The sequence below is a fragment of the Streptomyces sp. ASQP_92 genome, from assembly GCF_025399895.1.
Lineage (GTDB): Bacteria > Actinomycetota > Actinomycetes > Streptomycetales > Streptomycetaceae > Streptomyces.
Genome location: NZ_JAODUA010000001.1, coordinates 1,296,696 through 1,322,287 on the forward strand (window position 1 = coordinate 1,296,696; position 25,592 = coordinate 1,322,287).

The 25,592-nt window shown below is 73.9% G+C and carries 25 protein-coding genes and 1 riboswitch; of the genes, 14 read left to right on the top strand and 11 right to left on the bottom strand.

Annotated elements, in window-relative coordinates:
* Nucleotides 1–194 precede the first annotated feature (194 nt).
* Nucleotides 195–1,160 carry an SCO1860 family LAETG-anchored protein gene (locus tag N4G70_RS05645; RefSeq protein WP_261711240.1) on the top strand — a complete coding sequence of 322 codons (966 nt, stop codon included), beginning with the start codon at nt 195–197 and terminating at the stop codon, nt 1,158–1,160.
* Nucleotides 1,161–1,510: 350 nt separating this feature from the next.
* Here N4G70_RS05645 and cobC read toward each other — a convergent pair whose 3' ends face one another.
* Nucleotides 1,511–3,052, bottom strand: a complete 1,542-nt coding sequence (gene cobC / locus N4G70_RS05650; RefSeq protein WP_261711241.1) for an Rv2231c family pyridoxal phosphate-dependent protein CobC — start codon at nt 3,050–3,052, stop codon at nt 1,511–1,513.
* 87 nt (nt 3,053–3,139) lie between these two features.
* On the opposite strand from cobC, the gene N4G70_RS05655 reads away from it, so the two are divergent.
* On the top strand, nt 3,140–3,862 hold the full coding sequence (locus N4G70_RS05655; RefSeq protein WP_261711242.1) for a ZIP family metal transporter: 723 nt from the start codon (nt 3,140–3,142) through the stop codon (nt 3,860–3,862).
* Between the two features lie 5 nt (nt 3,863–3,867).
* Here N4G70_RS05655 and N4G70_RS05660 read toward each other — a convergent pair whose 3' ends face one another.
* From N4G70_RS05660 to N4G70_RS05695, 8 genes are all read right to left on the bottom strand, one after another.
* Nucleotides 3,868–5,313 carry a cobyrinate a,c-diamide synthase gene (locus N4G70_RS05660; RefSeq protein WP_261711243.1) on the bottom strand — a complete coding sequence of 482 codons (1,446 nt, stop codon included), beginning with the start codon at nt 5,311–5,313 and terminating at the stop codon, nt 3,868–3,870.
* Nucleotides 5,307–5,915 (bottom strand): cob(I)yrinic acid a,c-diamide adenosyltransferase, encoded by a 609-nt coding sequence (gene cobO, locus N4G70_RS05665; RefSeq protein ID WP_261711244.1) that lies wholly within the window; start codon nt 5,913–5,915, stop codon nt 5,307–5,309. Before cobO ends, N4G70_RS05660 begins: the two co-directional genes overlap by 7 nt.
* Entirely contained in the window at nt 5,915–7,975 is a 2,061-nt protein-coding gene (locus N4G70_RS05670) for a putative cobaltochelatase (protein ID WP_261711245.1), read from the bottom strand. Before N4G70_RS05670 ends, cobO begins: the two co-directional genes overlap by 1 nt.
* Nucleotides 7,976–8,027: 52 nt before the next feature.
* Nucleotides 8,028–9,533: a cobyric acid synthase gene (locus N4G70_RS05675; protein WP_261711246.1), complete on the bottom strand. Its 1,506-nt coding sequence runs from the start codon at nt 9,531–9,533 to the stop codon at nt 8,028–8,030.
* Nucleotides 9,515–10,471 (bottom strand): cobalamin biosynthesis protein, encoded by a 957-nt coding sequence (locus N4G70_RS05680; protein WP_261711247.1) that lies wholly within the window; start codon nt 10,469–10,471, stop codon nt 9,515–9,517. The genes N4G70_RS05675 and N4G70_RS05680 overlap by 19 nt, the downstream gene beginning before the upstream one ends.
* A gap of 94 nt (nt 10,472–10,565) precedes the next feature.
* A riboswitch (cobalamin riboswitch) is annotated at nt 10,566–10,707 on the bottom strand.
* A gap of 100 nt (nt 10,708–10,807) precedes the next feature.
* A complete protein-coding gene (locus N4G70_RS05685) occupies nt 10,808–11,047 on the bottom strand; it encodes a hypothetical protein (protein ID WP_261711248.1) in 240 nt (79 codons plus the stop codon).
* Between the two features lie 32 nt (nt 11,048–11,079).
* Nucleotides 11,080–12,345 (bottom strand): inorganic phosphate transporter, encoded by a 1,266-nt coding sequence (locus tag N4G70_RS05690; protein WP_261711249.1) that lies wholly within the window; start codon nt 12,343–12,345, stop codon nt 11,080–11,082.
* 141 nt (nt 12,346–12,486) lie between these two features.
* Complete coding sequence (locus N4G70_RS05695) at nt 12,487–13,284, bottom strand: lysozyme (RefSeq protein WP_261711250.1); 798 nt, start codon at nt 13,282–13,284, stop codon at nt 12,487–12,489.
* Nucleotides 13,285–13,390: 106 nt separating this feature from the next.
* Between N4G70_RS05695 and N4G70_RS05700 the strand changes: the two genes are divergently transcribed.
* The 3 genes from N4G70_RS05700 (at nt 13,391) to N4G70_RS05710 (ending at nt 16,962) form a co-directional block, all read left to right on the top strand.
* The gene (locus tag N4G70_RS05700; RefSeq protein WP_261711251.1) at nt 13,391–14,050 is read left to right on the top strand and encodes a class II aldolase/adducin family protein; all 660 of its coding nucleotides are present in this window, start codon (nt 13,391–13,393) and stop codon (nt 14,048–14,050) included.
* Nucleotides 14,051–14,139: 89 nt separating this feature from the next.
* Nucleotides 14,140–15,267: an alpha/beta hydrolase gene (locus tag N4G70_RS05705; protein WP_261711252.1), complete on the top strand. Its 1,128-nt coding sequence runs from the start codon at nt 14,140–14,142 to the stop codon at nt 15,265–15,267.
* Between the two features lie 351 nt (nt 15,268–15,618).
* A complete protein-coding gene (locus tag N4G70_RS05710) occupies nt 15,619–16,962 on the top strand; it encodes a hypothetical protein (RefSeq protein WP_261711253.1) in 1,344 nt (447 codons plus the stop codon).
* Nucleotides 16,963–16,999: 37 nt separating this feature from the next.
* Here N4G70_RS05710 and N4G70_RS05715 read toward each other — a convergent pair whose 3' ends face one another.
* The gene (locus N4G70_RS05715; RefSeq protein WP_261711254.1) at nt 17,000–17,893 is read right to left on the bottom strand and encodes a neutral zinc metallopeptidase; all 894 of its coding nucleotides are present in this window, start codon (nt 17,891–17,893) and stop codon (nt 17,000–17,002) included.
* A gap of 147 nt (nt 17,894–18,040) precedes the next feature.
* Here N4G70_RS05715 and N4G70_RS05720 point away from each other — a divergent pair, with 147 nt between their 5' ends.
* The 4 genes from N4G70_RS05720 (at nt 18,041) to N4G70_RS05735 (ending at nt 22,045) form a co-directional block, all read left to right on the top strand.
* Nucleotides 18,041–18,745, top strand: a complete 705-nt coding sequence (locus tag N4G70_RS05720) for a PQQ-like beta-propeller repeat protein (RefSeq protein ID WP_261711255.1) — start codon at nt 18,041–18,043, stop codon at nt 18,743–18,745.
* Between the two features lie 144 nt (nt 18,746–18,889).
* Complete coding sequence (locus tag N4G70_RS05725; protein WP_261711256.1) at nt 18,890–20,488, top strand: ABC-F family ATP-binding cassette domain-containing protein; 1,599 nt, start codon at nt 18,890–18,892, stop codon at nt 20,486–20,488.
* A 386-nt stretch (nt 20,489–20,874) separates the two neighbouring features.
* Complete coding sequence (locus N4G70_RS05730) at nt 20,875–21,096, top strand: helix-turn-helix domain-containing protein (protein ID WP_216826872.1); 222 nt, start codon at nt 20,875–20,877, stop codon at nt 21,094–21,096.
* Between the two features lie 148 nt (nt 21,097–21,244).
* Nucleotides 21,245–22,045 carry an enoyl-CoA hydratase/isomerase family protein gene (locus N4G70_RS05735; RefSeq protein WP_261711257.1) on the top strand — a complete coding sequence of 267 codons (801 nt, stop codon included), beginning with the start codon at nt 21,245–21,247 and terminating at the stop codon, nt 22,043–22,045.
* Nucleotides 22,046–22,136: 91 nt separating this feature from the next.
* Here the strand turns inward: N4G70_RS05735 and N4G70_RS05740 are convergent, their stop codons facing one another.
* Nucleotides 22,137–22,799 (bottom strand): hypothetical protein, encoded by a 663-nt coding sequence (locus N4G70_RS05740; protein WP_261711258.1) that lies wholly within the window; start codon nt 22,797–22,799, stop codon nt 22,137–22,139.
* 88 nt (nt 22,800–22,887) lie between these two features.
* Here N4G70_RS05740 and N4G70_RS05745 point away from each other — a divergent pair, with 88 nt between their 5' ends.
* From N4G70_RS05745 to amaP, 5 genes are all read left to right on the top strand, one after another.
* Entirely contained in the window at nt 22,888–23,388 is a 501-nt protein-coding gene (locus N4G70_RS05745) for an Asp23/Gls24 family envelope stress response protein (protein WP_261711259.1), read from the top strand.
* A 153-nt stretch (nt 23,389–23,541) separates the two neighbouring features.
* Entirely contained in the window at nt 23,542–23,733 is a 192-nt protein-coding gene (locus N4G70_RS05750; protein WP_120724613.1) for a hypothetical protein, read from the top strand.
* 3 nt (nt 23,734–23,736) lie between these two features.
* Nucleotides 23,737–24,084, top strand: a complete 348-nt coding sequence (locus tag N4G70_RS05755) for an alkaline shock response membrane anchor protein AmaP (protein WP_261711260.1) — start codon at nt 23,737–23,739, stop codon at nt 24,082–24,084.
* The gene (locus tag N4G70_RS05760) at nt 24,081–24,770 is read left to right on the top strand and encodes a DUF6286 domain-containing protein (RefSeq protein ID WP_261711261.1); all 690 of its coding nucleotides are present in this window, start codon (nt 24,081–24,083) and stop codon (nt 24,768–24,770) included. Before N4G70_RS05755 ends, N4G70_RS05760 begins: the two co-directional genes overlap by 4 nt.
* A 3-nt stretch (nt 24,771–24,773) precedes the next feature.
* Nucleotides 24,774–25,352, top strand: a complete 579-nt coding sequence (amaP, locus tag N4G70_RS05765; protein ID WP_261711263.1) for an alkaline shock response membrane anchor protein AmaP — start codon at nt 24,774–24,776, stop codon at nt 25,350–25,352.
* The last annotated feature ends 240 nt before the right edge of the window (nt 25,353–25,592 follow it).

Sequence of the window (25,592 nt, forward strand, 5' to 3'; positions counted from 1 at the left end):
GTGGTCGGGGAATCGAATAGGGGAGCGGAAACCACCCCTTGGGGTGAACTCGCTTCGTGTGACGGTCAGTTCACTCTCAGTGCGTAAAGATGCGGTGTCCCAAGTCGCCGGTGCGCCCCTCGATTCGCAGGAGTCCCACGAGTCCCCGTGGCGGGCGCCCGGACTGCCATGTCTCCCGTGGGGGTTCCACCATCTTGAACAGCGACAACTTCCGCCTGCCCGCGCACGGTCCCCTCGCGCGCCGGTCCGCCGCGATCGCGGCCTGCGCGGCGCTCACCGCCGGGCCGCTGCTGCTCGCCGCGCCCGCGCACGCCGCCGGTTCCACCGGCGCCGAGGGGGACGGGGGCGGCCGGGCGGGGGCCGTGGTGCTGCGCACCGGGCTCGACGTCTCCCTCCTCGACAAGGCCCTCGACGTGCCGTTGAAGGCCACGCTCAACGAGGTCTCGGCGCCCGCCGGGGCAGAGAAGACCGCGCTGACCGTGAAGCTGGACGGTGTCGGCGGCGGTCAGCCCGTCAACGTACTGAAGGCGGACGTCGCCACCGCGCGGGCGAGCGCCGACGCGCGGAAGGCGGAGTCCTCGGCCCGGCTGGTCCACGCCCGGCTGCACCTGCCCGGCCTTCCGCTGCTCTCGCTCATCGAGGTCGGCGAGGTGACCTCCAGCGCGGTCTGCGAGGCGGGCCGCGCGCCCGTCGCCCAGTCCAATGTGCTGGGCGCGGTGACGGTACTCGGCAAGAAGGTCACCGTGTCCACGGGCGGCACCACGCGGGTGCGGGTGCCCGGGGTCGGCGAGGTCACCCTCGACCTGTCGCGGGCCACGACCACCTCGCGCACCGCGGCGGCGGTCGCGCTGCGGCTCAAGGTCTCGGTGAACCCGCTCCATCTCAACGTCGCCCAGGTCGAGGGAGAGGTCACGCTCGCCGAGGCGACCTGCCGGGCGCCGGCGGCGCCGGAGGCGCCTCGGCCGAGCGGGGTCGCGGCCCGCCCCGAGAAGGCGCCCGTGGCGAGCGGGATCGCTGCGCGGAACGCGGGCGACTCCGAACTGGCCGAGACGGGTGGGGGTTCGGTCACGGCCTGGCTTGTGGGTGGGGCGGCGGTGCTGGTGGGTGGGGCGGGGGTGGTTGTGCTGACCCGGGGTCGCGTGAGGGGTGGGCGGGGGTAGGGGTTCTGGGTGCTGGGGGTGGGCCGGCCACCCCCGGGGTGCCTTCTCTGCGCCGTTCCCCGCGCCCCCAACCCCTCTCGATCCTGCGGGCCGTGGTCGCTTTTCGCGCAGTTCCTCGCGCCCCTGAAACCCGCTTTCGTCCGCGGGTCGTGGTCGCTTCTCGCGCAGTTCCTCGCGCCCCTGAAGCCCTTCGGTCTGCGGGCCGTGCGTGGCTGGTCGCGCAGTTCCTCGCGCCCCTCAGTAGTACTGGTGCTGGGCCGCATGGAGGCATTTCAGCCCGTCCGGCAATTGAGGACGAGCGCCCTTAAGGCGCGAAGGGGGTCTGGGGCGCAGCCCCAGGGGGCGGGGGGTCAGGGGTGGGTCAGGGTCAGGGACTGGTCCAGGGCTTGGAGGAAGCGGTTGGTCGTGGTGCGGTCGCGGACCGCGAGCCGCAGCCACTCGGGGCCGAGCCCAGGGAACGTGTCGCCGCGCCGCGCCGCGAACCCGAGCGTACGCAGCCGCTCCCGTACCCGGTCCGCCCCCTCGATCCGTACCAGCACGAACGGCCCCTCGGCCGCCTCCACCGTGCGCACCTCCTCGAACTCCGCGAGCCCGGCGAGCAGATGGGCCCGGTCCTCGGCGACCCGTACCGCCGCCGCCTCGGCCTCCGCGAGTGCCCGGGGCTCCATGCAGGCGCCCGCCGCGACCAGGGCCGGAGTCGACACCGGCCACAGCGGCTGGGCGCCCTGGAGCGTCGCGATCGTCTCCGGCTCGGCCAGGACATAGCCGATCCGCAGCCCCGCCAGACCCCACGTCTTGGTGAGGCTGCGCAGCACGACGAGGCCGGGCAGGTCGGTGCGGCCGGCCAGCGCCTCGCGCTCGCCCGGCACCGCGTCCATGAACGCCTCGTCCACCACCAACGTCCGCCCGGGGCGCGCGAGTTGGGACAGCAGAGCGGCCGGGTGCAGGACGGACGTGGGGTTGGTCGGGTTGCCGACCACCACCAGGTCCGCCTCCTCGGGGACGGCTGCGGGGTCAAGCCGGAAGCCGTCCTCGGCCCGCAGCAGAACCCGCCGCACCGTGTGCCCGGCATCGCGCAGCGCCGCCTCCGGCTCGGTGAACTGCGGGTGCACCACCACGGGGTGACGGACCGTCAGCGCGCGGGCGAGCAGCACGAACGCCTCGGCCGCGCCCGCCGTCAGGAGTACCCGCTCCGGCGCCAGTCCGTGCCGCTCGGCCACCGCCGCGCGCGCGGCGCGGCCGTCCGGGTAGGCGGCGAGGGAGGTCAGCGAATCGGCGATCCGCTCGCGCAGCCAGGAGGGGGGAGTGCCGGTGCGTACGTTGACCGCGAGATCGGTCAGCTCGCCGCCGTGGTCGCGGACCTCGGCGTCACCGTGGTGGCGCAGGTCGTGGGGGGACTCGGTGGTGGGGATGGGCATGGCTTCCTCGCTCCTGGTGGGGGGTCCGTCGCCTTCGTCGGCGTACGGCCGGAGGTGGGACCGACGTACGATCGCACACGTCGCCATGGCGGCACGGCCCGCGGGGCTCGACTTCCGCTTGGGCACGAGCAGTTCCCCGCCCCCCGCCAGGGCCGCGGCCTCCGCGACGGACGAAGTGCCGACCGCGGCGAGGGCCGTGCGCGAGCCGTGCGGCACGGGGACGGCGGCCAGCTCGTCGGCCGGGTACCCGACCAGTGGCACCCCGAGCCGGGCCGCTGCCCCGAGGAGCCCCGGCTCGCGCGTCTTGGTGTCCACGGTGGCCAGTTCGGCGACGGCCGGAGCGTCGAGGCCCGCGTCCGCGAGGGCGGTCTCGATCAGCGCGAGCACCTCCTCCGCCGCGACCCCCCGGGAGGCGCCGACGCCCACCACGAGAGGGGCTGCGTCCCGGGCGCTGCGGGCGGCGTCGTCGGCCATGACGGAATCCTCTCAGGCCGCTCCGGGGCGGCGGCGGGCCCCGGTGTGGACGTGCGGAGTACGGGCCCCGTCGGTTAGCAAGGGCGCATGGTGGTATTCGTCGCGCTCGGCGCGTTCCTGATGACCCTGGTCGGCGGCTGGACCGCCCAGCGGGTCACCGACCGGCGCCACCTGGTGCTCGGGCTCGCGGGCGGACTCATGCTCGGCGTGGTCGGGCTCGACCTGCTGCCCGAGGCCCTGGACGCGGCCGGCGAGGACCTCTTCGGGGTGCCCCGCGCCCTGCTCCTGTTCGTGGGCGGCTTCCTGTTCGCGCATGTCGTCGAGCGGGTGCTCGCCGTGCGCCAGGCCGCCCACGGGGCGGGCGAGCACCGGGCGCCGCAGGTCGGCGTCACCGTCGCTTCGGCGATGGTCGGGCACAGCCTCATGGACGGCGTCGCGATCGGCGCGGCCTTCCAGGTGGGCGCCGGAATGGGCCTCGCGGTGGCCCTGGCCGTCATCACCCACGACTTCGCCGACGGCTTCAACACGTACACGATCACCAGTCTGTACGGGAACGAGAAGCGCAAGGCGCTCGCGATGCTGTTCGCCGACGCGCTGGCGCCGATGGTGGGCGCCGCCTCGACCCTGCTGTTCACCCTTCCGGAGCAGCTGCTCGGCAGCTATCTGGGGTTCTTCGGGGGCGTGCTCCTGTACCTGGCCGCCGCCGAGATCCTCCCCGAGGCCCACCACGAGCACCCCGCCCTCTCGACGCTGCTGTGCACGGTCGCGGGCGTGGGGTTCATCTGGCTGGTGGTGGGCGCCGCCGGCTGAGTACGTCATCGCGCGCAGGCCCCGGCGAACCGGTGGGCCACCTCCGGGCGGGCCGCCCAGTGGGTGTGCAGATAGCTCGCGTGCACACCGTCCTGGACGAAGCCCTCGAAGCGGCGCTCGGGGTGCACCACGCCCCAGGCGGGGTCGGCGCCCGCGCCCGGCTCGATGACGGTGCGGTGGAACTCGTGGCCGCGCAGTCTCGTCCCCGCGACGGCCAGGCTGTTGTCGCGCACCGCCACCGCCTCCCGGTAGCCCAGGGTGAGCCGGCCCGACATCCGCGCGTCCGCGTCGAGCACCCCGCACATGGGCTGCCCGTCGAGGGAGCGCGCCAGATACAGCAGCCCCGCGCACTCGGCGGCCACCGGCGCCCCCGAGCGGGCGAGCTCGGCGACGGCCTTGCGGAGCCGTTCGTTGGCGGACAGCTCGGCGGCGTACACCTCGGGGAAACCGCCGCCTATCACCAACCCGCTTGTCCCGGGCGGGAGTTGCTCGTCCCTGAGGGGGTCGAAGGTGACCACCTCCGCGCCGGCGGCGGTGAGCAGTTCGGTGTGCTCGGCGTAGGAGAAGGTGAACGCGGAACCCCCCGCGACGGCGACGAGGGGCCGGGCGGAAACCCGCCCCTGCGGCGCTTGAGGAGCGGGGCCCGGGGCAGAGCCCCGTGCGGGCCGGGCCGCGGCCGGCAACGCGTCCGCCGGGGACTTTCGGGAGGGGGCGGGGTGGGGGAGGCCGAACCCCGGCTCCCACGCCTCCACCCCCAGCGGCGGCGCCGTACGGGCCAGGGCGAGCAGGCCCTCCAGATCACAGCCCTGCCGCACCTGTTCCCCCATCGCCGCCACCGCGTCCACCGCGTCGGTGCGGCGCTCCGCGACCGGGACCAGGCCCAGATGACGCGAGGGCGTGTCCACCTGGGGCGCGCGGCGCAGGGCGCCGAGGACGGGAACCCCCACGTCCTCCATCGCCTCACGCAGCAGCGCCTCGTGCCGGTCCGAGCCGACCTTGTTGAGGATCACCCCGCCGACCCGTACCTCGGGGTCCCAGGACACGAAGCCGTGCACCAGCGCGGCCACCGACCGCGACTGCGAGGAGGCGTCCACGACGAGCACCACCGGCGCGCGCAGCAGCTTGGCCACCTGGGCGGTGGAGGCGAGTTCGCCCATGCCGCTCGCCCCGTCGTACAGGCCCATCACGCCCTCGACCACGGCGAGGTCGCAGCCGCGGGCCCCGTGCGCGAACAGCGGGGCCATCAGCTCGGGCCCGCACATGTACGCGTCGAGGTTGCGGCCGGGCCGTCCGGTCGCCAGGGAGTGGTAGCCGGGGTCGATGTAGTCCGGGCCGACCTTGTGCGGGGACACGGTGAGCCCGGCGCGCGTGAACGCGGCCATCAGGCCTGTCGTGACGGTGGTCTTGCCGCTGCCCGACGCCGGGGCGGCGATGACGAGACGTGCTACCACTCGATGCCCCGCTGGCCCTTCTGGCCGGCGTCCATCGGGTGCTTGACCTTGGACATGTCCGTGACCAGATCCGCGAACTCCACCAGCGCCTCGGGCGCGTTGCGGCCGGTGATCACCACGTGCTGGGTGCCCGGACGGTCGCGGAGCACCGAGACGACCTCGTCGACGTCGACCCAGCCCCAGTGCAGCAGATAGGCGAACTCGTCGAGGACGTAGAACTTGTACGTCTCGGCGGCCAGGTCGCGCTTGACCTGCTCCCAGCCCTCGCGGGCCTTCTCCTCGTGGGTCGGCTCGCCCTCGGCGGTCTCGCGCTGGATCCACGACCAGCCCTCGCCCATCTTGTGCCAGTCGACGGGGCCGCCCTCGCCGGACGCCCCGAGCACCTTCAGCGCGTTCTCCTCGCCGACCTTCCACTTCGCCGACTTCACGAACTGGAACACCCCGACCGGCCAGCCCTGGTTCCATGCGCGCAGGGCCATCCCGAACGCGGCCGTCGACTTCCCCTTGCCGACGCCGGTGTGCACCATGACCAGGTGCCTGTTGCGTCGCTGACGGGTCGTCAGACCGTCCTCGGGTACGACACTGACCTGTCCCTGCGGCATTAAGCGGCCCTCCTCGAAGTTCCCTGGACATCCTTGACGAGGCCGGCGATGGAGTCCGCCCGCAACTCGTCCAACGTGACGGCGCTGCCGCCGAGTTCACGTGCGAGCTCCCCCGCGAGCCCCAGCCGCACCATGCCCGACTCGCAGTCCACGACCACCGACGCGGTGCCCTCGGCGGCGTGCAGCCGGGCGGCCCGCCCCGCGAGCGCCACCGGCTCGGGGCCGCCCGTGGCCCGGCCGTCCGTGACGACCACGAGCAGCGGACGGCGCGAGGGGTCCCGCAACCGCTCGACCCGCAGCACGTCGTGGGCCTTGAGGAGCCCCGCCGCGAGCGGGGTGCGCCCGCCGGTCGGCAGCGTTTCGAGCCGGGCGGCGGCCGCGTCCACCGACGAGGTGGGCGGCAGCGCGAGCTCGGCCTCCTTGCCCCGGAAGGTGATCAGGCCGACCTTGTCGCGGCGCTGATAGGCGTCGAGCAGCAGCGAGAGCACCGCGCCCTTGACCGCGCTCATCCGCTGCCGGGCCGCCATCGACCCCGAGGCGTCCACCACGAACAGCACGAGGTTGCCCTCGCGGCCCTCGCGGGTCGCCTGGCGCAGATCGTCGCGGCGCACCACGAGACCGCGGCCCACCCGCCCGCGCGCCCGCTGGTGGGGGGCGGCCGCCTGCACGGTGGCCGTCAAGTGCAGCTTGGTGAGGGCCCCTTGGGGGCGGCGCGAGCCGGTGGTCCTGCCATGCTCGGTACGGGCCCGCGAGCGCCGGCCGGCCGCGCCCTCGCCGAGTCCGGGCACGCTCAGCATCTTCGTACGGAACGGCTCGGCGGACTTCACCGCGGCGCGCTCTTTGGGGCCGCTGGGGACGGGGGAGGCGGGCGGCTCCACCGCGTCGGCGGAGTCCGGGGACCCGGCCGGCTCCGACGGCTCCGACGCGTCGGGTGCCTCGGGGGATTCGGCCGGGCTCTCGGGGGAGTCGCCCTGCGGCGGCACCCCGCCCCCGCCACCGCCGCCGGGGCCCTCGGGGCCCGGGTCCGGATCGTCGTCGCCCTCGTCCTCGCCCCGGAACTGCTCCAGGGTCTCGTCGAGCTTGTCCTGGTCGAGGCCCGGCGCGTCGAAGGGGTTGCGCCTGCGCCGGTGCGGCAGCGCGAGCAGCGCGGCCTGGCGGACGTCGTCGCTCGTCACGTCCGTGCGGCCCGCCCACGCGGCGAGCGCCGTGGCGGTGCGCGCCATCACGATGTCGGCGCGCATGCCGTCCACCTCGAACGCGGCGCAGGTCGCCGCGATCTGGAGCAGCACCGCGTCCCCGAGCACGACCGAGGGGAGCAACTCCCGTGCCGCGACGACCCGTTGACGCAGCGCGCCCTCCTCGTCCGCCCAGCGTGCGGCGAACGCGGCCGGGTCGTCGTCGTGGGCGAGACGGCGCCGCACCACCTCGACGCGCTGCGCCGGCTCGCGCGAGGCCGCGACCTCGACCGTCAGGCCGAAGCGGTCGAGCAACTGCGGCCGCAGCTCGCCCTCTTCGGGGTTCATCGTGCCCACCAGCAGGAACCGCGCGGCGTGCCGGACCGAGACGCCCTCGCGCTCGACGTAGGAGGACCCCATCGCGGCGGCGTCGAGGAGGAGGTCGATGAGGTGGTCGTGCAGCAGGTTGACCTCGTCGACGTACAGGATGCCGCGGTGCGCGTCCGCGAGCAGCCCCGGCTCGAAGGCCTTCACGCCCTCGCCCAGCGCCCGTTCGATGTCGAGGGCGCCCACCAGACGGTCCTCGGAGGCGCCCACCGGAAGCTCCACCATGCGGGCGGCACGGGCGACGCCGGGGCCGCTCTCGTGCGGCCCGTCCGGGCACCGCGGGTCGGGCGCGGCCGGGTCGCAGCTGAAACGGCAGCCCGGCACGACCGCCACCTCGGGCAGCAGATCCGCGAGCGCGCGCACCGCGGTGCTCTTGGCGGTGCCCTTCTCGCCCCGGACCAGAACCCCTCCCACCGCGGGGCTGACGGCGTTCAGGAGCAGCGCGAGCCGCAGGTCGTCCATGCCGACGACGGCGGTGAACGGATACCGGGTGCTCATGTGCCGATCTCTCCTCGGATTGGTGCGGTACGCGGCGGGCGGGCCGGGGCGGTCATGGCGCCCCCGGCGGGATGAAGGGCAGTCCGGCGGGCGGCCCCTGCTCGATCAGCCTCAACAGGGCTTCCGTGTCGGCGTGTTCCTCGATCAGGTCGCCGAGCCGGTCGAGCTGTTCCTCGCGCAGGGCTCCGAACGAGGTGTCGGGCGCGGGCACGAAACGGCGGCCCGCGTCGCGCGCGACCTCTTCGAGGAAGCGCCGTCTGAACCCGTCGCTCTCCAGGGAGCCGTGCCAGTGGGTGCCCCACACGGCGCCGACCCGGCAGCCGTCCAAGAAGGCCTCGCCGCCCAGGACTTCGGCCACCCCGTGATGGATCTCGTACCCCTCGACGTGTTCGCCGAGGGCCTCGCCGACGGGCCGCGCCAGGGTCTTGTCGGCCGCGAACCGCACCCGGACCGGCAGCAGCCGCAGGCCGGCGACGGAGCCCGCCTTCGACTCGACGTCGTCCTCGATGTGCTCGCCGAGCAGTTGGAAGCCGCCGCAGATGCCGAGGACCGGGCGGCCCGCGGCGGCGCGGCGCGCCAGTTCGGCCGCGAGGCCGCGCTCGCGCAGCCACTCCAGGGCGCGGACCGTGCCGCGGGTGCCGGGCACCACCACCAGGTCGGCGTCGAGGAGTTCCTCGGGCCGGTCCACGAAGCGCACGACGACGCCGGGCTCGGCCGCGAGCGCGTCCACATCGGTGAAGTTGGACATCAGCGGCACCGCGCAGACGGCGACCCGCAGCACGTCCTCGCCGACCGGCGGCGTCACCACCGACTCCCGCACGGCCCCCCGCATCGAGACGCGGAGCCCGTCCTCTTCGTCGATGCCGAGCCCGTGGGCGTACGGCAGGATTCCGTAGGTGTGCCGTCCGGTGAGGCCGCGCAGCATCTCGATGCCGGGTTCCAGGAGCGTCACATCGCCCCGGAACTTGTTGACCACGTACCCGGCGACCAGCGCCTGGTCCTCGGGGCTCAGCAGCGCCGTCGTCCCGAAGAACGAGGCGAACACCCCGCCGCGGTCGATGTCGCCGACCACGACCACGGGCAGCCGCGCGGCCCGCGCGATGCCCATGTTGACGATGTCGGTCCGCCGCAGGTTGATCTCGGCCGGGCTGCCCGCGCCCTCGCAGATCACCGCGTCATAGGTGCTGCGCAGTTCCTCCAGGCACTCCAGGACGGTGCCGAGCAGCGCTTGCTGGCGTCCCCCGTGGTAGCCCCGGGCGCTCAGCTCGCCGACCGGCCTGCCCATCAGGACGACCTGGCTGGAGCGGTCGCTGCCCGGCTTGAGCAGCACCGGGTTCATCAGCGCGGTGGGCTCCACGCGCGCCGCCTGCGCCTGCATCGCCTGGGCCCGCCCGATCTCCGCTCCCTCGCGCGTGACGAAGGAGTTGAGCGACATGTTCTGCCCTTTGAACGGCGCGACCTTGACCCCCTGGCGCACCAGCCAGCGGCAGATCCCGGCCGTGACGACGCTCTTGCCGGCGTCGGAGGTCGTGCCCGCGATCAGCAGCCCGCCACCCATGTACGTCCCTTTCTCACAGCGGCCCCCGCCACCACGGCGCCGGCCAGCGTCAGCAGGCCCACCGTGCGCGAGAGCCGTACCGCACGTTCGATGTCGGTGACCTCGACGGGCCGCCCCGACGTGTTCAGGACCGGCCGGTGCTCGACGCGCCCTCCGTAGGAGAGCGTGCCGCCGAGCCGCACACCGAGCGCGCCCGCGAACGCGGCTTCCACGGGGCCCGCGTTGGGGCTCGGGTGCTGGGCGGCGTCGGCGCGCCAGGCGTGGAACGCGCCCCTGGTGTCCGGGCCCGCGAGCGCGGCGAGGACCGCGGTGACCCGTGCGCCGGGCCAGCCCGCCATGTCGTCGAGCCGCGCCGAGGCCCAGCCGTACCGGCGGTATCTGGGCGACTTGTGCCCGACCATCGCGTCCAGGGTGTTGACCGCGCGGAAGCCCACGAGCCCGGGCACGCCCGCGAGCGCGCCCCACACCAGGGCGCCGACGACCGCGTCGGAGGTGTTCTCGGCGACCGACTCGACGACCGCGCGCGCGACGCCGTCGGCGTCCAGGGAGCGCGGGTCGCGCCCGCACAGATGCGGAAGGCGCTCGCGGGCCACCTCCACGTCGCCCGCGGCGAGCGCGCCGCCGATGGCCCGCGCCTCACGGGCCAGCGAGGTGCCGCCGACCACCGACCAGGTGGCGGCCGCGGTCAGCGCGAAGGAGGCGGCGGGGCGGCCTCGTACGGCACGGGAGACGAGCGCGGCGGCGCCGACGGCGCCACCCGCGCACACCAGGGTGTGCAGGGCGCCCCGGCCGCGGTGGTCGCGCCACAGCAGGCGTTCGACGGCGCCCGCCGCCCGGCCGAACGCGGCGACCGGATGGCCGCGGCGTGGATCGCCGAGCAGGAGGTCGGCGACGAGGCCGGCGGTGGCGCCGTAGGCGAAGGTGCGATCGGCCCGCATCCTCAGCGCGCCAGGGCGTGGCGGGAAGGACCGGCAGGGCTGGGCAGGCAGGCACGCATGGCGGTATGTCCTCACTCAGGGTGTCCGCGCCCTGGTTCGACGTGACCGGCGGTGAGAGTTCCTGGCTCACGGGGATCTCTCCCCGGTGACAGTGGCGGGACCGCGCCGGATTCGCACCGGCTTCCTCTTCTGCCGCCGTAGCTGGCCGGTGCAGTCCACCATGCCCCGAGAACAGCCGTCAACTTGCCGTTGACCTGCGGCGCGAGAGAGCGTGCGGCCGGGCACACGACCGCCCTCCGGCGCGGGCCGGAGGGCGGTTCGGATGGTGCTTGTGGGTCAGGCGACGATCAGAAAGATCCCGTACGCGACGGCCGCCGCGCAGAGCGCGAAGCAGGCGTAGGCACCGGTGCGGGCCATCACTGTGTTGCCGGTGGTGCCGGTGTTGCCGGCGCCGGAGGCAGCGGCCTCCCGCTTGGTGAGGCCGACGATGCCGAGCGTGAACAGGCCCACCAGGCCGACGGTCACCGCGAGGCTGACGCCGAACACGGAGCCGAGGGCTTCCCAGTTGATGTGCATGAGGATTCCTTAGCTGTGCCGGAGGACCGGGGTCAGACCGTCGCCGGGGTGGGCGGATCGGCGGGGGCCACCGGGGCAGGCGCCGGGATGGTGGCGGTGAGGCCGGCGGTCGCGGCGGCGAGGGTCGGCGGCGGGGTGACCGCGGCGATCGCGGTGGTGACGACCCCGGCGGGCTCGGCCACGGGGGCCTCGCCGATCTCCTCCGCGGTGACGTTGTGGTGGTCGACCGGCTGACGGCGCGACAGCTTCCAGATGGTGCCCGAGCCGGCGATCAGCAGGACGGCGACGGCGGCGATGCCCCAGGTGCCCTGCCGGGCGAGGAACTCCGCACCCGCGCCGACGAGTGCGGCGGCCGGCAGCGTCAGGACCCAGGCGACGGCCATCCGGGACGCGGTGGACCAGCGGACCACCCCGCCCTTGCGGCCGACGCCGGCGCCCATGACCGAGCCCGAGCAGACCTGGGTGGTCGAGAGCGAGAAGCCGATGTGCGAGGAGGCCAGGATGACGGTGGCGGCGGCGGTCTGGGCGGCGAAGCCCTGCGGCGGGCGGAGCTCGGTCAGGCCCTTGCCCATGGTGCGGATGATGCGCCAGCCGCCGAGGTAGGTGCCCATCGCGATGGCCAGGCCGGCCGAGACGATGACCCACAGCGGGGGGTTCGCGCCGGGGTGCAGCACCCCGCCGGTGACCAGGGCGAGGGTGATGATGCCCATCGTCTTCTGGGCGTCGTTGGTGCCGTGCGCCAGCGAGACGAGGCCGGCCGAGGCGATCTGGCCCGCCCGGTAGCCCTTGGCGGTGGCCTTCTCGTCGGTGTTCCGGTTGATCCGGTACGTGAGCTTGGTGGCCAGCATCGCGGCGATGCCCGCGACGACCGGCGCGGCGACGGCGGGCAGCAGCACCTTGGTGACGACGGTGGAGCCGTTGACCGAGGACCAGCCGGCCGACATCACCGCGGCGCCGATGAGGCCGCCGAACAGGGCGTGCGAGGAGCTGGAGGGCAGACCGAGCAGCCAGGTCAGCAGGTTCCAGAGGATGGCACCCACCAGGGCCGCGAAGATGACCTCGGTGCGGATGCCCTTTTCGTCGATGATCCCGCCGGAGATCGTCTTGGCGACCTCCACCGACAGGAACGCGCCGAGCAGGTTGAGTGCGGCGGACATGGCGACCGCCGTCTTGGGCTTCAGGGCGCCGGTCGAGATGGTCGTGGCCATCGCGTTGGCGGTGTCGTGGAAACCGTTCGTGAAATCGAACACTAGAGCTGTCACGATCACAATCGCGAGCAGCAGCGTGATGTGTTCCATTTACCCAGGCAATCGTTCGACGTCAGTGGCGGGACGAACGTAAGTAACCTGGATGAACGGAAGGTGAACTGGGGCGGGCGCAGCGGTGTCCGTGTCCCCTTGTTGTTCCCTTGTCGTTCCCTGCCCGGCCTCGGGGGCCGTTCAGCGCCCGGCCGCGAACCGCCTCAACTGCTCGAAAGACCCATTGAAGAGATTCTGGTCACCCGGCAGCTTCCCGCTCCCGTTGGCGTGCTGCCAGAACGTCCAGTACGACCAGCCCGCCGGCAGCGCGCCCGGCGCGGCGGCGTACCGGGCCAGCCACAGCGCGTGGTCCGCGCCGAACGCCCGGCTGTGGCCGGTGCACTCGTTCCACCAGGCGGCCGTCGTGTAGATCACCGGGCGGCGACCGGTGCGCAGCAGCATCTCGTCGCTGAACCCGGCGATCCAGTCGGTCATCGCGGCCGGGCTCAGCCCGTAACAGGGGGCGCCGCTGCCGCCCTTGGCGTCTTTGCCGTCCTTGGCGTCCTTGCCGTATGGGTTGTGCTCCAGGTCGACGGCCGGCGGCAGCGTCCAGCCGTCGCCCGACCAGCCGCCCCCGTTGCGTGCGAAGTAGTCGGCCTGGGCCCGGCCGGAGGACTGGCCGGGCACCGCGAAGTGGTAGGCGCCCCGGACAAGGCCGGCCCGCCGGGCGCCGCCGTACTGCTGTCCGAAGTAGGGGTTGCGGTACGAGGTGGACTCGGTCGCCTTCACATAGACGAAGGAGGCCCCCCGGCTCTTCGCGGCGCCCCAGTCCACGTTCCCCTGGTGCGAGGAGACGTCGTGGCCGGCCGGTCTGTCCATGGCTCCCGCCGGCACCGCGAGCGCCGCGGAGCCTAGCGCCAGCGAGGCCAGGGACACCGAGAGCGCGACCCGCGCGCCCACCCGGAACCGGCGCGGCAGCCGGGTGCGATCACGAGCCATGCATTCCCCCCGAAACTCCGGTGTACGGAACAAACCACCCGGAGGCTAGCGAAGAGTGCGGCCCCACCCCGTGTCCCGGCCGCCCCCGCCTGGCAGGATCGCCCGCATGAGCGACGACGAGGCGGCCATCGCCGCCGCATGGTCCGAACTGGTCGACACCGCGCGCAGAACGGCCGCCGAGGGTCTGGTGGTCGGCACCTCGGGCAATGTGTCGGTCCGCGTCGGCGACCTGGTCCTGGTCACCCCGACGGGTGTGCCCTACGACCGGCTCGGCCCCGCCGACACCGTCGCCGTCGACCTCGAAGGCCGTCAGGTCAGGGGCACGCTCCGGCCCACCAGCGAGATCCCGATGCACCTGGCCGTCTACCGCCACACCGACGCGCTGGCCGTCGTCCACACCCACGCCGTGCACGCCACCGCCGTGTCCACCCTGGTGACCGAACTGCCCCTGATCCACTACATGGCGGCCGCGCTCGGCGGCCCCGTCCGGGTCGCCCCGTACGCCCTGTACGGCAGCGAGGAACTGGCCGGGCACATGCTGCGCGCCCTGGAGGACCGCACCGGGTGCCTCCTCCAGAACCACGGCGCCCTCACCTATGGAACGAGCCTGGCCCAGGCCTACGACCGCACCGCCCAACTGGAGTGGATGTGCCGGCTCTGGCTCACCGCCTCGGCCCGGCCGGGCCGGACGCCGTCCCTGCTCACCACGGACCAGCTCGACGAGGTCGCCGAGCGGCTGCGGGGGTACGGACAGCCCCAGCGGTGAGCGGCCGGGCGGCCACGGGCGGCCCCCGGCGCCGCCCCGATGGGCCCCGCCCACTGGCATCCGGGCCCGATGGCCCCGAGACTGTACGCGTGCGTCCTGCAACCAAGACGGCAGCGGCCGTCACCACACTCCTCGGCGTCGGGGCGGCAGCGATCGTCGCCGGACGCCACGCCAGCGACGCCGCGCTCAAGGCGGCGCCGGGCCGACCGCTGCCCGCCGACCCCCGGCTGACCGTGCACGCCACGGCCCCCGGCCGGATCACCCTGACCCGCTCGCTCGCCGCGCTGCGCCCGGGGGTGTACGGCCTGGAGGGCGAGGGGGCGCACGCCGTCGTCGGCGAGGTCCTGGACGACGCCCCGCACACCGCCGACACGGTGGTACGCCGCCTGGAGCGGGTCACCCACGGCGCCCTCGTGCCGGGGGACCGGGTCCGGTTCACCCCGCAACTGCACCGCGGCACCCCGAGCACCGCCCTCGGCATCGAGCACCGGGACGTCGAGGTCACCTCCGAACTCGGGCCGCTGCCCGCCTGGTTGATCCCCGGAGTCCGCAGTACCTGGGTGATCGCCGTGCACGGTCTCGGCACCACCCGTGAACACGCCCTGAACATCGCGGAGTTCCTGCACCGCGGTCAGCTCCCGGTGCTGGCCCTCGCCTACCGCGGCGACGAGGGCGCCCCCCGTTCGCCGGACGGGCTCGGCCACCTCGGCGACTCCGAGTGGCGCGACGTCGACGCCGCGATCCGCTACGCGCTGCGCTCCGGCGCCCGGCGCGTCATCCTGCACGGCTGGTCCACCGGCGCCACCATGGCGCTGCACGCCGCCACCCACTCCGCGCTGCGCGACCGCGTCGAGGGCATCGTCCTCGACTCGCCCGTACTGGACTGGGAGTTCACCCTCAAGGCCCTCGCCTCCGCCCACCGCACCCCCGGCCCCCTGCTGCCGCTCGCCGTCCGGGCGGCCCAGGGCCGCACCGGCATTCACGGCGACCGCCTCAGGGAGGCCGTCGACCCCCGGGCGCTGCGCGTCCCCACCCTGCTCTTCCACGGCCCCGACGACACGCTCGCCCCCTGGGGTCCGTCCCGCGAACTGGCCGCCCGGCGACCGGATCTGGTCACCCTGCACGCCGTGCGGCACGCCCCGCACGCCTCGATGTGGAACGCCGACCCGACGGTCTACGAAGAAACCCTGCGCCGTTTCCTCACCCCGCTGATGTGACGCTGCGTCGGCCACCGGGCGAGCACCGCCGATTCCGCTTCAACTTTCGGACGGTCACCGGGAAGGGTGCGTCCAAGGGGCGACTCCCGGCCACCCGGCGGTCGGCTCCGGCCTGGGCCGACCGCGCGGGGCTGATTCCGTTTCGCCTTCCGCTCCGGGCACGGAGTGTGTTCGTCCGGGTCGGGAGGCCCCGATACCGGGCCCCGACCGGCGCCCGGGCCCCCCGAAGGCGGCTCGTTCCGTTTGGGCTTTCGGGCAGTGACCGGGAAGACTGCATGCGTGACGTCCCGGAAGCCTGAAGAGAAGTTGCCGCGCGACTCCAGACTGCGGCTTGTCCGCGCTCCGCACCCGATGCAAGCCCGACCCCTTGCCGCCGCCCGCAGGGCCGTGACCGACCGGCGCACCCGGCCGGCCCCGCGCCCGCCCGCGGGCACCCCCGCCGCCGCCGAACTGGCCCGCCAGGCCAGGGCGGTGCTCCAGGACGCCGTACGCGTGGCCCGCTGGACCGAGGCCGAGCGTGCCCGCGGCGCCGCCCCCGGCCCCGGCCGGCCCGGCCCGCTGCCCGCGCCCGTAGCGGAGCGGGCCGCCGCCGCCCTGGGACTGACGCCCGCTCAGGTGCGGGCCGGCTGGGACCGGGCCCGGCTCGCGGGCCTCGTCGAACTGCACGGCGCCACGGTGCGGCCGGGCTGGCGCATGCGCGCCTGGGACCGCGACGACGCGGCCGTGCTGCGCGGCTGGGTCGCCCTGTTCGACGCGTGGTCCCTGGTCCACCCCGCGCCGGAGGACTTCGCCCCGACCGCGGTCGCCGAGGTCGTCGAAGCCGTCCCCCAGGTGCTCTCGCTCCTCCAGCTCTCCAACGGGCCCGTGCTCATGCCGGCCCTGCTCGATCTGCTCGAACAGCGCGTCGCCGAACTCCGCGAGGAACGCTGCGAGGTGCCCCAGGGCCCCCGGACCGACCCCGTGTCCCTGCCGCCCCTCCTTCCCCACCTGCTCGACTGGGCCCTGACCGGCCTCGCCGCGGTCGGCGCCCTCGTCCTGGGCGAGGGCCAGGCCACCTTGACCCCCCTCGGCAACTGGGCGGTCTGGGTCAAGCTGGAGCAGATCTGCGTCGCCGCCCAGAGCCCGGCCGGCAACATCGAGCAGCCCGCCGAGGACATGCTGCGCGGCTGCGCGGGACTCACCCCGGGGCCCGCCCGCGCCGAGTACCGCGCCTGGACCGCCGCGCGCACCGTCACCAGCGCCGTCACCGAGCTCCTCGACGTGGCCCGGGGCGACGACGCCCTGCTGAGAGGACTGGCCTTCGAGGCGCTGCGCGTCGTGGGGGCGCCCGCCGAGGCCGCCGTGCGCGCCGCCGCGACGGAGACGTGCCTGCGCCCCTACGCGCTGCTCTGGCTCGCCGAGCACGAGGGCGGCGACCCCGAGGACGTCCTGGGTGTGCTCACCCGGGAGGAGTCCACCTGGCTGTGGGTCGACACGGCCGCCGCCGTGGCCGACCACGGCGAGAGCGAACTGCTCGTACGCCACCTCGACTCCGCGGTGCAGGGCACGGTCCCGGCGCTCCTGGAGGAGGTGCGGGCCATCGGTCATCCGCGCACCGTGCAGGTCCTGGTCGCCCTCGCCGCCGCCCACCCCGACCCGGCCCTCGCCAAGGCCGTGCGCCGCGCCGCGTTCCAGGTGCACAACGGTTCCGTATAGCGACGCGCGTAGCGGCCGCCTCCCGGGCGGCCCCGGCTCACCGCGCGAAGGTGTCGCAGCGGGCCATGTCACCCGTCCGGTAGCCCGTGTAGAACCACTGCTGGCGCTGCTGCGCCGAGCCGTGCGTCCAGGTCTCCGGGGTGACCCGGCCCTGGAACTTCTCCTGGATGCGGTCGTCCCCGACGGCCGCCGCCGCGTCCAGGCCGTCCTTGATGTCCTGGTCGGTGAGCCGGGAGATCAGCGGGCGGCCGGTGGCCTTGTCCGGGGTCGTCGTCGCGTGGCGCGCCCAGACCCCGGCGTAGCAGTCGGCCTGCAACTCCACCTTCACCGCGTTGCTGTCGGCGCCCTGCCGCCCGTCCTGCGACTTCTGGAGGGTGCCCAGCAGGTTCTGGATGTGGTGGCCGTACTCGTGCGCCACCACGTACGCCTGCGCGAAGGGCCCGCCGCTGGAGCCGAACTTGGTGCGCAGCTCGTCGAAGAACCCGAGGTCGAGATAGACCTGCCGGTCGCCCGGGCAGTAGAAGGGGCCGACGGCCGAAGTGGCCGCCCCGCAGGCGGTGTTGACCCGGCCGGTGAAGAACACCGTCTGGGCGGGGGAGTACCTGCCGCCGCGCCGCGGGAGCTCCTGGCTCCAGTAGTCCTGCACGCTGTTGACCACCGCCACGATGCGGCAGTCCTCCTTGGTGTTGGCGTCCGAGCCGGTGCGGCAGCTCTGGTTCACCTGGGCCTGCGACGACGAACGCGCGCCCGGCGCGGTGTCGCCCGACGAGAGGCCGAGCTGTTCCGGACCCACCCCGAAGAACAGGCCGAGGAGCAGCGCGATGACACCGACGATGCCGCCGCCGACGGTGGCCCGGCCGCCCGGGATCCCGCCGCCCCGCTGGTCCTTGACCTCGGAGGTGTCCAGACCGGCGTCGTCGTCGAACTGCATGGGCGCACCACCGTCTGTTCCACCGGGGCCGCCAGAGCGGCCCGGGCCGCTCATGATCACCCCGAGTATCAAAAGGTCACCCCGAGTATGGGACAGGTCACGGCGCTACGCCTGTTTTATCGCCCCGGCCGTTACGCTCGGCGCGTCATGGAACGGACCCGTCTCGCGCTGACCGCGATCGCCGCCGTACTCGCTCTCCCACTGGTCACCGCGGCCCGGCACGCCGACCGGGCCCCCTACGGCGACCACTTCCACCGCTTCGCGGCCCCGACGGCCGGCGCGGCGGCGGTACGGATCCGGGGCGCCGCCGTGGAGGCGTACGACCGGGGCACCGGCGCCCCGCGCTGGACGTACGGCAGGCGGGGCAGCCGGGTGCTCGCCCTGTACCGCGCGCCCGGCCACGCCGTGGCGCTCTGGGCCGACGGCATGGTCACCGACACCGACCCCGACGCCCGCAGGGTCCGCTGGCACCGGGCCGTGCCCGGCCTCGGCGCCTGGCTGACCGCCTCGCCCGCGCGCGCCGCCGGGGTGCTCCAGCCGCTCGACCCGGACGCCACCATGCTGGCCGTCGTCGCCCCCGAGCGGGTCAGCGCCTTCCGGGTCGCCGACGGGGACCTGCGCTGGCTGCTGCCCGCGCCCCAGGGATGCGCCTTCGACCCCGCGCGCACGGCGCACACCGCGGGGGCGCTGCTGCTCGCGCGGCCCTGCCGGGGCCCCCACCCCTGGCCCCGGGAACTGGTCGCGGTCGACGGCCTCGGCGAGATCACCCCCGGCCGTACCCCGCTCGGCAACGATCTCCCGGGCGGGCGGCGTGCGGACGGCGGCGGAAACCGGGTTGCACGGCCCAGTTAGAATTGGCCCCATGGCAATTCTCCTCGTGCATTAGGCGGCGTCGACCTCCACGCCCCGCCGCCCACGGCCGCCCCTTCGGGGACGCGCTGCGCGTGGCGCCTCATGACGTCCCGTCCGCCGTCCACACCGCCCTGGAGTCTTTCCGTGATCACCGCCACCGGCATCGAGCTGCGCGCCGGCGCCCGAGTCCTCATCGAGTCCGCATCCTTCCGCGTCGCCAAGGGCGACCGCATCGGTCTGGTCGGCCGCAACGGAGCGGGCAAGACCACCCTCACCAAGTGCCTGGCCGGCCAGGGCATCCCGGCCGCCGGCACCATCACGCGCTCGGGCGAGGTCGGCTATCTGCCGCAGGACCCGCGCACCGGCGACCTCGACGTGCTGGCCCGCGACCGCGTCCTGTCCGCACGCGGCCTCGACGAGGTGCTGCGCAAGATGCGCGAGAACGAGGAGCGCATGGCGAACGGCAAGGGCGCCACGCGTGAGAAGGCGATGAAGAAGTACGAGCGCCTGGAGACCGAGTTCCTCACCAAGGGCGGGTACGCCGCCGAGGCCGAGGCGGCCACCATCGCCGCCGCCCTCGGCCTGCCCGACCGGGTGCTCGGCCAGCCGCTGCACACCCTCTCCGGAGGTCAGCGCCGCCGCATCGAGCTCGCCCGGATCCTCTTCTCGGACGCCGACACCCTGCTCCTCGACGAGCCGACCAACCACCTCGACGCCGACTCCATCGTCTGGCTGCGGGACTACCTCAAGACGTACCGCGGCGGCTTCATCGTCATCTCCCACGACGTCGACCTCGTCGAGACGGTCGTCAACAAGGTCTTCTACCTGGACGCCAACCGCGCCCAGATCGACGTCTACAACATGGGCTGGAAGCTCTACCAGCAGCAGCGCGAGGCCGACGAGAAGCGCCGCAAGCGCGAGCGCCAGAACGCCGAGAAGAAGGCCGCGGCCCTCAACTCGCAGGCCGACAAGATGCGCGCCAAGGCCACCAAGACCGTCGCCGCGCAGAACATGGCCAAGCGCGCCGAGCGCCTGCTCTCCGGCCTGGAGGCGGTCCGCGTCTCCGACAAGGTCGCCAAGCTGCGCTTCCCCGACCCCGCGCCCTGCGGCAAGACGCCGCTGACCGCCGAGGGCCTCTCCAAGTCGTACGGCTCGCTCGAGATCTTCACCGATGTCGACCTGGCCATCGACAAGGGCTCCCGCGTCGTCATCCTCGGCCTCAACGGCGCCGGAAAGACGACCCTGCTGCGGCTGCTCGCCGGGGCCGAGAAGCCGGACACCGGCGAGGTCACCCCGGGCCACGGCCTGAAGATGGGCTACTACGCCCAGGAGCACGAGACGCTCGACCCCGACCGCACGGTCCTGGAGAACATGCGCTCCTCCGCGCCGGACCTGGACCTGGTCGAGGTCCGCAAGACGCTCGGCTCGTTCCTCTTCTCCGGGGACGACGTCGACAAGCCCGCCGGGGTCCTGTCCGGCGGCGAGAAGACCCGTCTCGCGCTCGCCACCCTCGTGGTGTCGTCCGCCAACGTCCTGCTGCTCGACGAGCCCACCAACAACCTGGACCCGGCCAGCCGCGAGGAGATCCTCGGCGCGCTGCGCACGTACAAGGGCGCGGTCGTCCTGGTCACCCACGACGAGGGCGCCGTCGAGGCGCTCCAGCCCGAGCGCATCATCCTGCTGCCGGACGGCGTCGAGGACCTGTGGGGCCCGGACTACGCGGACCTGGTCGCCCTCGCCTGACCGGCCCGAGGCGGTGTCCGGGGGCGGGACCGGTCGGTGATCCATCCGCTGATCCACTCCCTCTGGATCATTCGGCTCAGACGTGATCCTCAATCTGAGTGAGTGCGTCTCGTACCCCCGGTGTGTTCGGTACGGGATCAAGGTCCGTCCCTTGTGGGACGGGCCTTTTTCCGTGTGTGACCCGGAACACAGCGCTGACCTGGCGCTTCGTCTCGACTTTCGGGCCGGGATATGTCCGCGCCCAGCCGGAATGTGAGGTTCCGCCCCGGCCGTGCGCCATCCGGGCCCCCAAGGATGTTGGACGGACCTTGCCGAATGGGTGGCCAGGAAGCGCGGAAGGGGTGATCATGAGAAGTCCAGAGCGCACTTCCCATGAGGAGGCACGGGTGGCCGAGACTCTGAAGAAGGGCAGCCGGGTTACCGGCGCCGCGCGCGACAAGCTCGCGGCAGACCTGAAGAAGAAGTACGACTCCGGTGCGAGCATCCGGGCGCTGGCCGAGGAAACCGGCCGGTCCTACGGGTTCGTCCACCGGATGCTCAGCGAGTCCGGGGTCACTCTCCGTGGACGCGGCGGAGCGACACGGGGCAAGAAGGCCACCTCGGTCTGACCGAGGCGGTTCGGACGGCTCCTGTGGCCCCCCGGGTCCGGTGGTGGCCACCCGGTCGGCCCTGCGGTCGACCGGGTGGTTACTGTGCAGTCACTTAATGACCGCCGAGGCGGTCGTTCACTGACGGCCACTGACCCGGAGGCGCCCCATGGCTACGCCCGCATCCGTACATGAGGTATTCGACAAGGACGGCGTCCGGCTGTCCGTCGACGACGCGGTCGCCACGGTGACCCTGACCCGTCCGGCCAAGCGCAACGCCCAGTCTCCCGCTCTGTGGCGGGCGTTGACAGAGGCCGGACGGTCGCTCCCGGGCAGCGTGCGCGTCGTCGTGCTGCGCGGCGAGGGCAAGTCCTTCTCCGCCGGCCTCGACCGCCAGGCCTTCACCCCCGAAGGCTTCGACGGCGAGCCCTCGTTCCTCGACCTCGCGCGCGGTTCCGACGCGGAACTCGACGCGGTCATCGCCGAATACCAGGAGGCGTTCACCTGGTGGCGCCGCAACGACATCGTGTCGATCGCGGCCGTCCAGGGACACGCGATCGGTGCCGGCTTCCAGCTCGCCCTCGCCTGCGACCTCCGGGTCGTCGCGCAGGACGTGCAGTTCGCCATGCGCGAGACCAGTCTCGGACTCGTCCCCGACCTCACCGGCACCCACCCGCTCGTCGGGCTCGTCGGATACGCCCGCGCGCTCGAAATCTGCGCGACCGGCCGGTTCGTCGGGGCCGAGGAGGCCGAGCGCGTCGGCCTCGCCAACCTCGCCGTGCCCGCCGGCGAACTCGACTCGGCGGTAAGGGACTTGGCGGGTGCGCTGCTGGCCGCGCCGCGTGACGCCGTGGTCGAGACGAAGGCGCTGCTGCGCGGCGCGGCCGGGCGCGGCTACGAGGAGCAGCGGGTCGCCGAGCGCGCCGCCCAGGCCCGGCGCCTGCGCGATCTGGCCGGCCTCGCCGACTGACGACGCGATCCCCGAGTGGTGCCGCCCCGGGACGCCCCGACCGGCCGTACCGCCCGGGACGCCCCTGACCGGCCGTGCCACGTCCGGCCGGTCAGCCCGCCCAGGTCACCAGGACCCCGACGGAAGCCGCCTCCGGGACCGCCCGGGCCACCGCGCTCCGTACCGCACGCGCCACCTCCAGGGGGTGGCCCGTCGTCGCGAGCTCCAGGCGGATGTGGTCCTCCGTGAGCTGCACCGGCGGACCCAGCTCGGACGTCAGATGCGCCACGCCGGGGGTGGCGAGCGCCGCCGTCGCCGCCCTCGTGGCGGGCGGCTCGGCTGGGCCGGGCGGGGGACCGCCGGACGGGGGAACCGGAAGGGCGTCCAGAAGGGCCGCCACCTGGAGGTCGACGTCCGAGACATCGAGGCCGAGCCGCGCGTCGGCCGCGTCGAACAGTGCCTGGCGCAGCCCCTCCGTCAGCTCCGGCAGCGGCCGGTCGCCCAGCGCCTCAAGCCGCGCGGAGATCCGCAGCGGCACCGGTGGCAGAGCGCTCGGAGGCGCCGGAATCGACGGCTCCGCCCGGGCTTCCGGGTCCGCCGGGGCCAGCCGCAGGGACGTCACGGCGAGCCCCGGCAGCGCTGCCGCCACCGCTCCCAGCACCGAGACGGCCGCCCGTTCGGAGATCCACACCCCGTCCCGCGGACCGCCCAGCGCGAGTAGTCGACCCATACCCAGCCGGCGGCGTACCCCGGCGCTCCACGCATCACCCGTCATTCCCCCAGCCTGCCGCATCGGGGGCGCGAGTCGGGGCAACCGCACTTAATGTGGGCAATGGAGTCCAAGCGCGAAGGGACGAACTCACATGAGCGACACCACCGCACAGCGCAGGTCCGGCGCCCCCGGGGACGGACCGTCGGGCGAATCGGCCGAACACGGCCAGAAGACCTCCGTGGTCAAGCGGGGCGGCGCGGACCCCGGCGGCCGCGGCCGCACCACCATCGCCGACGGCGTCGTGGAGAAGATCGCCGGCCTCGCGGCCCGTGACGTCATGGGCGTCCATGCCATGGGCAGTGGCCTGTCCCGTACGTTCGGCGCGGTCAGGGACCGGGTCCCCGGCGGCGGCAAGTCGGCCGTCACGCGCGGGGTCAAGGCCGAGGTCGGTGAGGTGCAGACCGCGCTCGACCTGGAAATCGTCGTCGAGTACGGCGTGTCCATCGCCGAGGTGGCCCGCGATGTGCGGGAGAACGTCATCTCCGCCGTGGAGCGGATGACCGGCCTTGAAGTCGTCGAGGTCAACATCGCGGTCAGCGATGTGAAGCTGCCCGACGACGAGGACGAGGAACCGGAATCCCGCCTCCAGTAACGCGGTACGGCACCCGGCAACGCCGTACGACCAGTAACGCGGTACGGCCGACGACGCCGCACGACCAGTAACGCGGTACGGCCGGCAACGCCGTACGACCATGACGCAGGACCAGCAAGGACACGACGCACGCATCCAACCGAGGAGTTCGGCATGAGCATGGCGGTGGTTGGCTTGATGGCCGGCATGGCACTCGGCTTCGCCGGATACTTCGGCGGATTCGGGGCCTTCCTGCTGATCGCGGCGCTCGGCGCCATCGGCTTCGTGGTGGGCCGTTTCGTGGACGGCGACCTCGACCCCGGAGACTTCTTCCGCCCGCGTGACCGCGGCGACCGGCGGCGCTGACCCATGGCGGTGGCCGCACGGATCGAGCCCGCCGAGCGCGGCGCCACCCGGATCGCCGACCGGGTGGTGGCGAAGATCGCCGCGCAGGCGGCCAGGGAAGCCCTGGACCACATCCCCGAGAGCGGCGCCCCACCTCGCGCCGCCGTCACCGTTCACCACGACTCGGCGCGGGTACAAGTCAGTGTCGAACTCGGCTACCCCGGAGACCTCGGCGGCCAGTGCGGCGCGGTACGCCGTCAAGTCGCCGAGCGGGTCAGGGCGTTGGCGGGGATGGAGGTGCCCGAAGTGGCGGTGCGGATCGAGCGTCTGCACGCGACGGACGCGGGCGGGGACCGGGGGAGAATCCGATGAGCGAGCCGTACGAAGGCGAACACAACACCCAGCGGCTGCCCGTGATCGAGCAGGGCGCCACCGCGGCCGACCCCGGGCTCGACCAGTCGGCGTCGGCCGCCGACTACGCCGCCGTGCCGGTCCTCGCGGACGGCGCGGGCGGCAGGGCGGGACGCTTCTGGTCCGCGCGTCGCGTCCCCTCGGGCCTCGTCGCGCTGCTGATCCTGGCCGCCGCCGGCCTCCTGCTCTACGACATCGCCTCCGTGCGGGCCCACCGCTCGGCGATGCGCTGGCGGTCCGGGCTCGCGGACTGGCTGGCCGAGCACCCCGTCGACGATGTCGCGGTGCTCGCCGGCGCGGGTGCCGTGGCGGCGCTCGGCGTCTGGCTGATCGTGCTCGCGGTCACCCCCGGTCTGCGCAGCATCCTGCCGATGCGGCGCCGGTCGCCGGCCGTGCGCGCCGGACTCGACCGGGACGCGGCCGCGCTCGTGCTGCGCGACCGGGCGATGGAAGTGGCCGGCATCCAGTCGGCGCGGGTGCGCATGGGACGCACCCGGGTCGTGGTGCGGGCCCTGTCGCACTTTCGTGAACTCGACGATGTACGGGCCGACTTGGACGCGGCGCTGGGTGCGGGCATCCGGGAGCTGGGCCTGGCCGGGCCGCCCGGGCTCGCGGTCCATGTGAGCCGTCCGCAACGGAAGGGCTGAGCCATGCTGAGGACGGTCAACCGGGTGGTGCTCGGCCTTGTGGGACTGGTGCTGTTCCTCGGCGGCGGTGCGGCCCTCGCCGCCGGACTCGGCCTCGATGTGCCGTCCTGGTGGCCCTGGGGCACCAAGCACGACGTACTTCTGAGCCGGTCCCGTCGCATCCGCTGGCACGAGCAGGACTGGTGGTGGCCGGTCGTGATCGCGGCCCTCGCGCTCACCGTCCTGCTCGCCCTGTGGTGGCTGCTCGCCCAACTGCGTCGCGCCCGGCTCGCCGAGGTCCTGGTGGATTCCGGGGACGGTGAGGGGGCGCTGTTGCGGGGGCGGGCGCTGGAGTCGGTGCTCGCGGGGGAGGCTGAAGGGCTTGACGGGGTGGCCCGGGCCCAGGCCGTGCTGGTCGGCCGGCGGGCCGCGCCGGCCGCGCGGGTCGCTCTGCTGCTTGAGCCGCATGCCCAGCCGGGGGACGTGCTGGCGCGGCTCGAAGGGGAGTCGCTGGCGCACGCGCGGGACTCGGCGGGGCTCGCGGAGCTGCCGGCGGAGGTTCGTCTCCGGGCGGTCAAGCACCGGGCGCGGCGCGTCAGTTGAGCGCGGGGTGCCCTTTGCTGTGCCGCATTCCTGGGGCTCCGCCCCAGACCCCGCATCGCGCCTTAAGGGCGCTCGTCCTCAAACGCCGGACGGGCTGAGGTTGCCCGGTGCGGACCAGCACCGAGTAGTTAGGGGCGCGGGGAACTGCGTGAGAAGCGAGCACGGTCTGCACCCGGCAGGGGGTTGAGGGGCGCGGGGAACTGCGCGACCAGCCGCCTGCGGCCCGCAGTCGGGATGCGG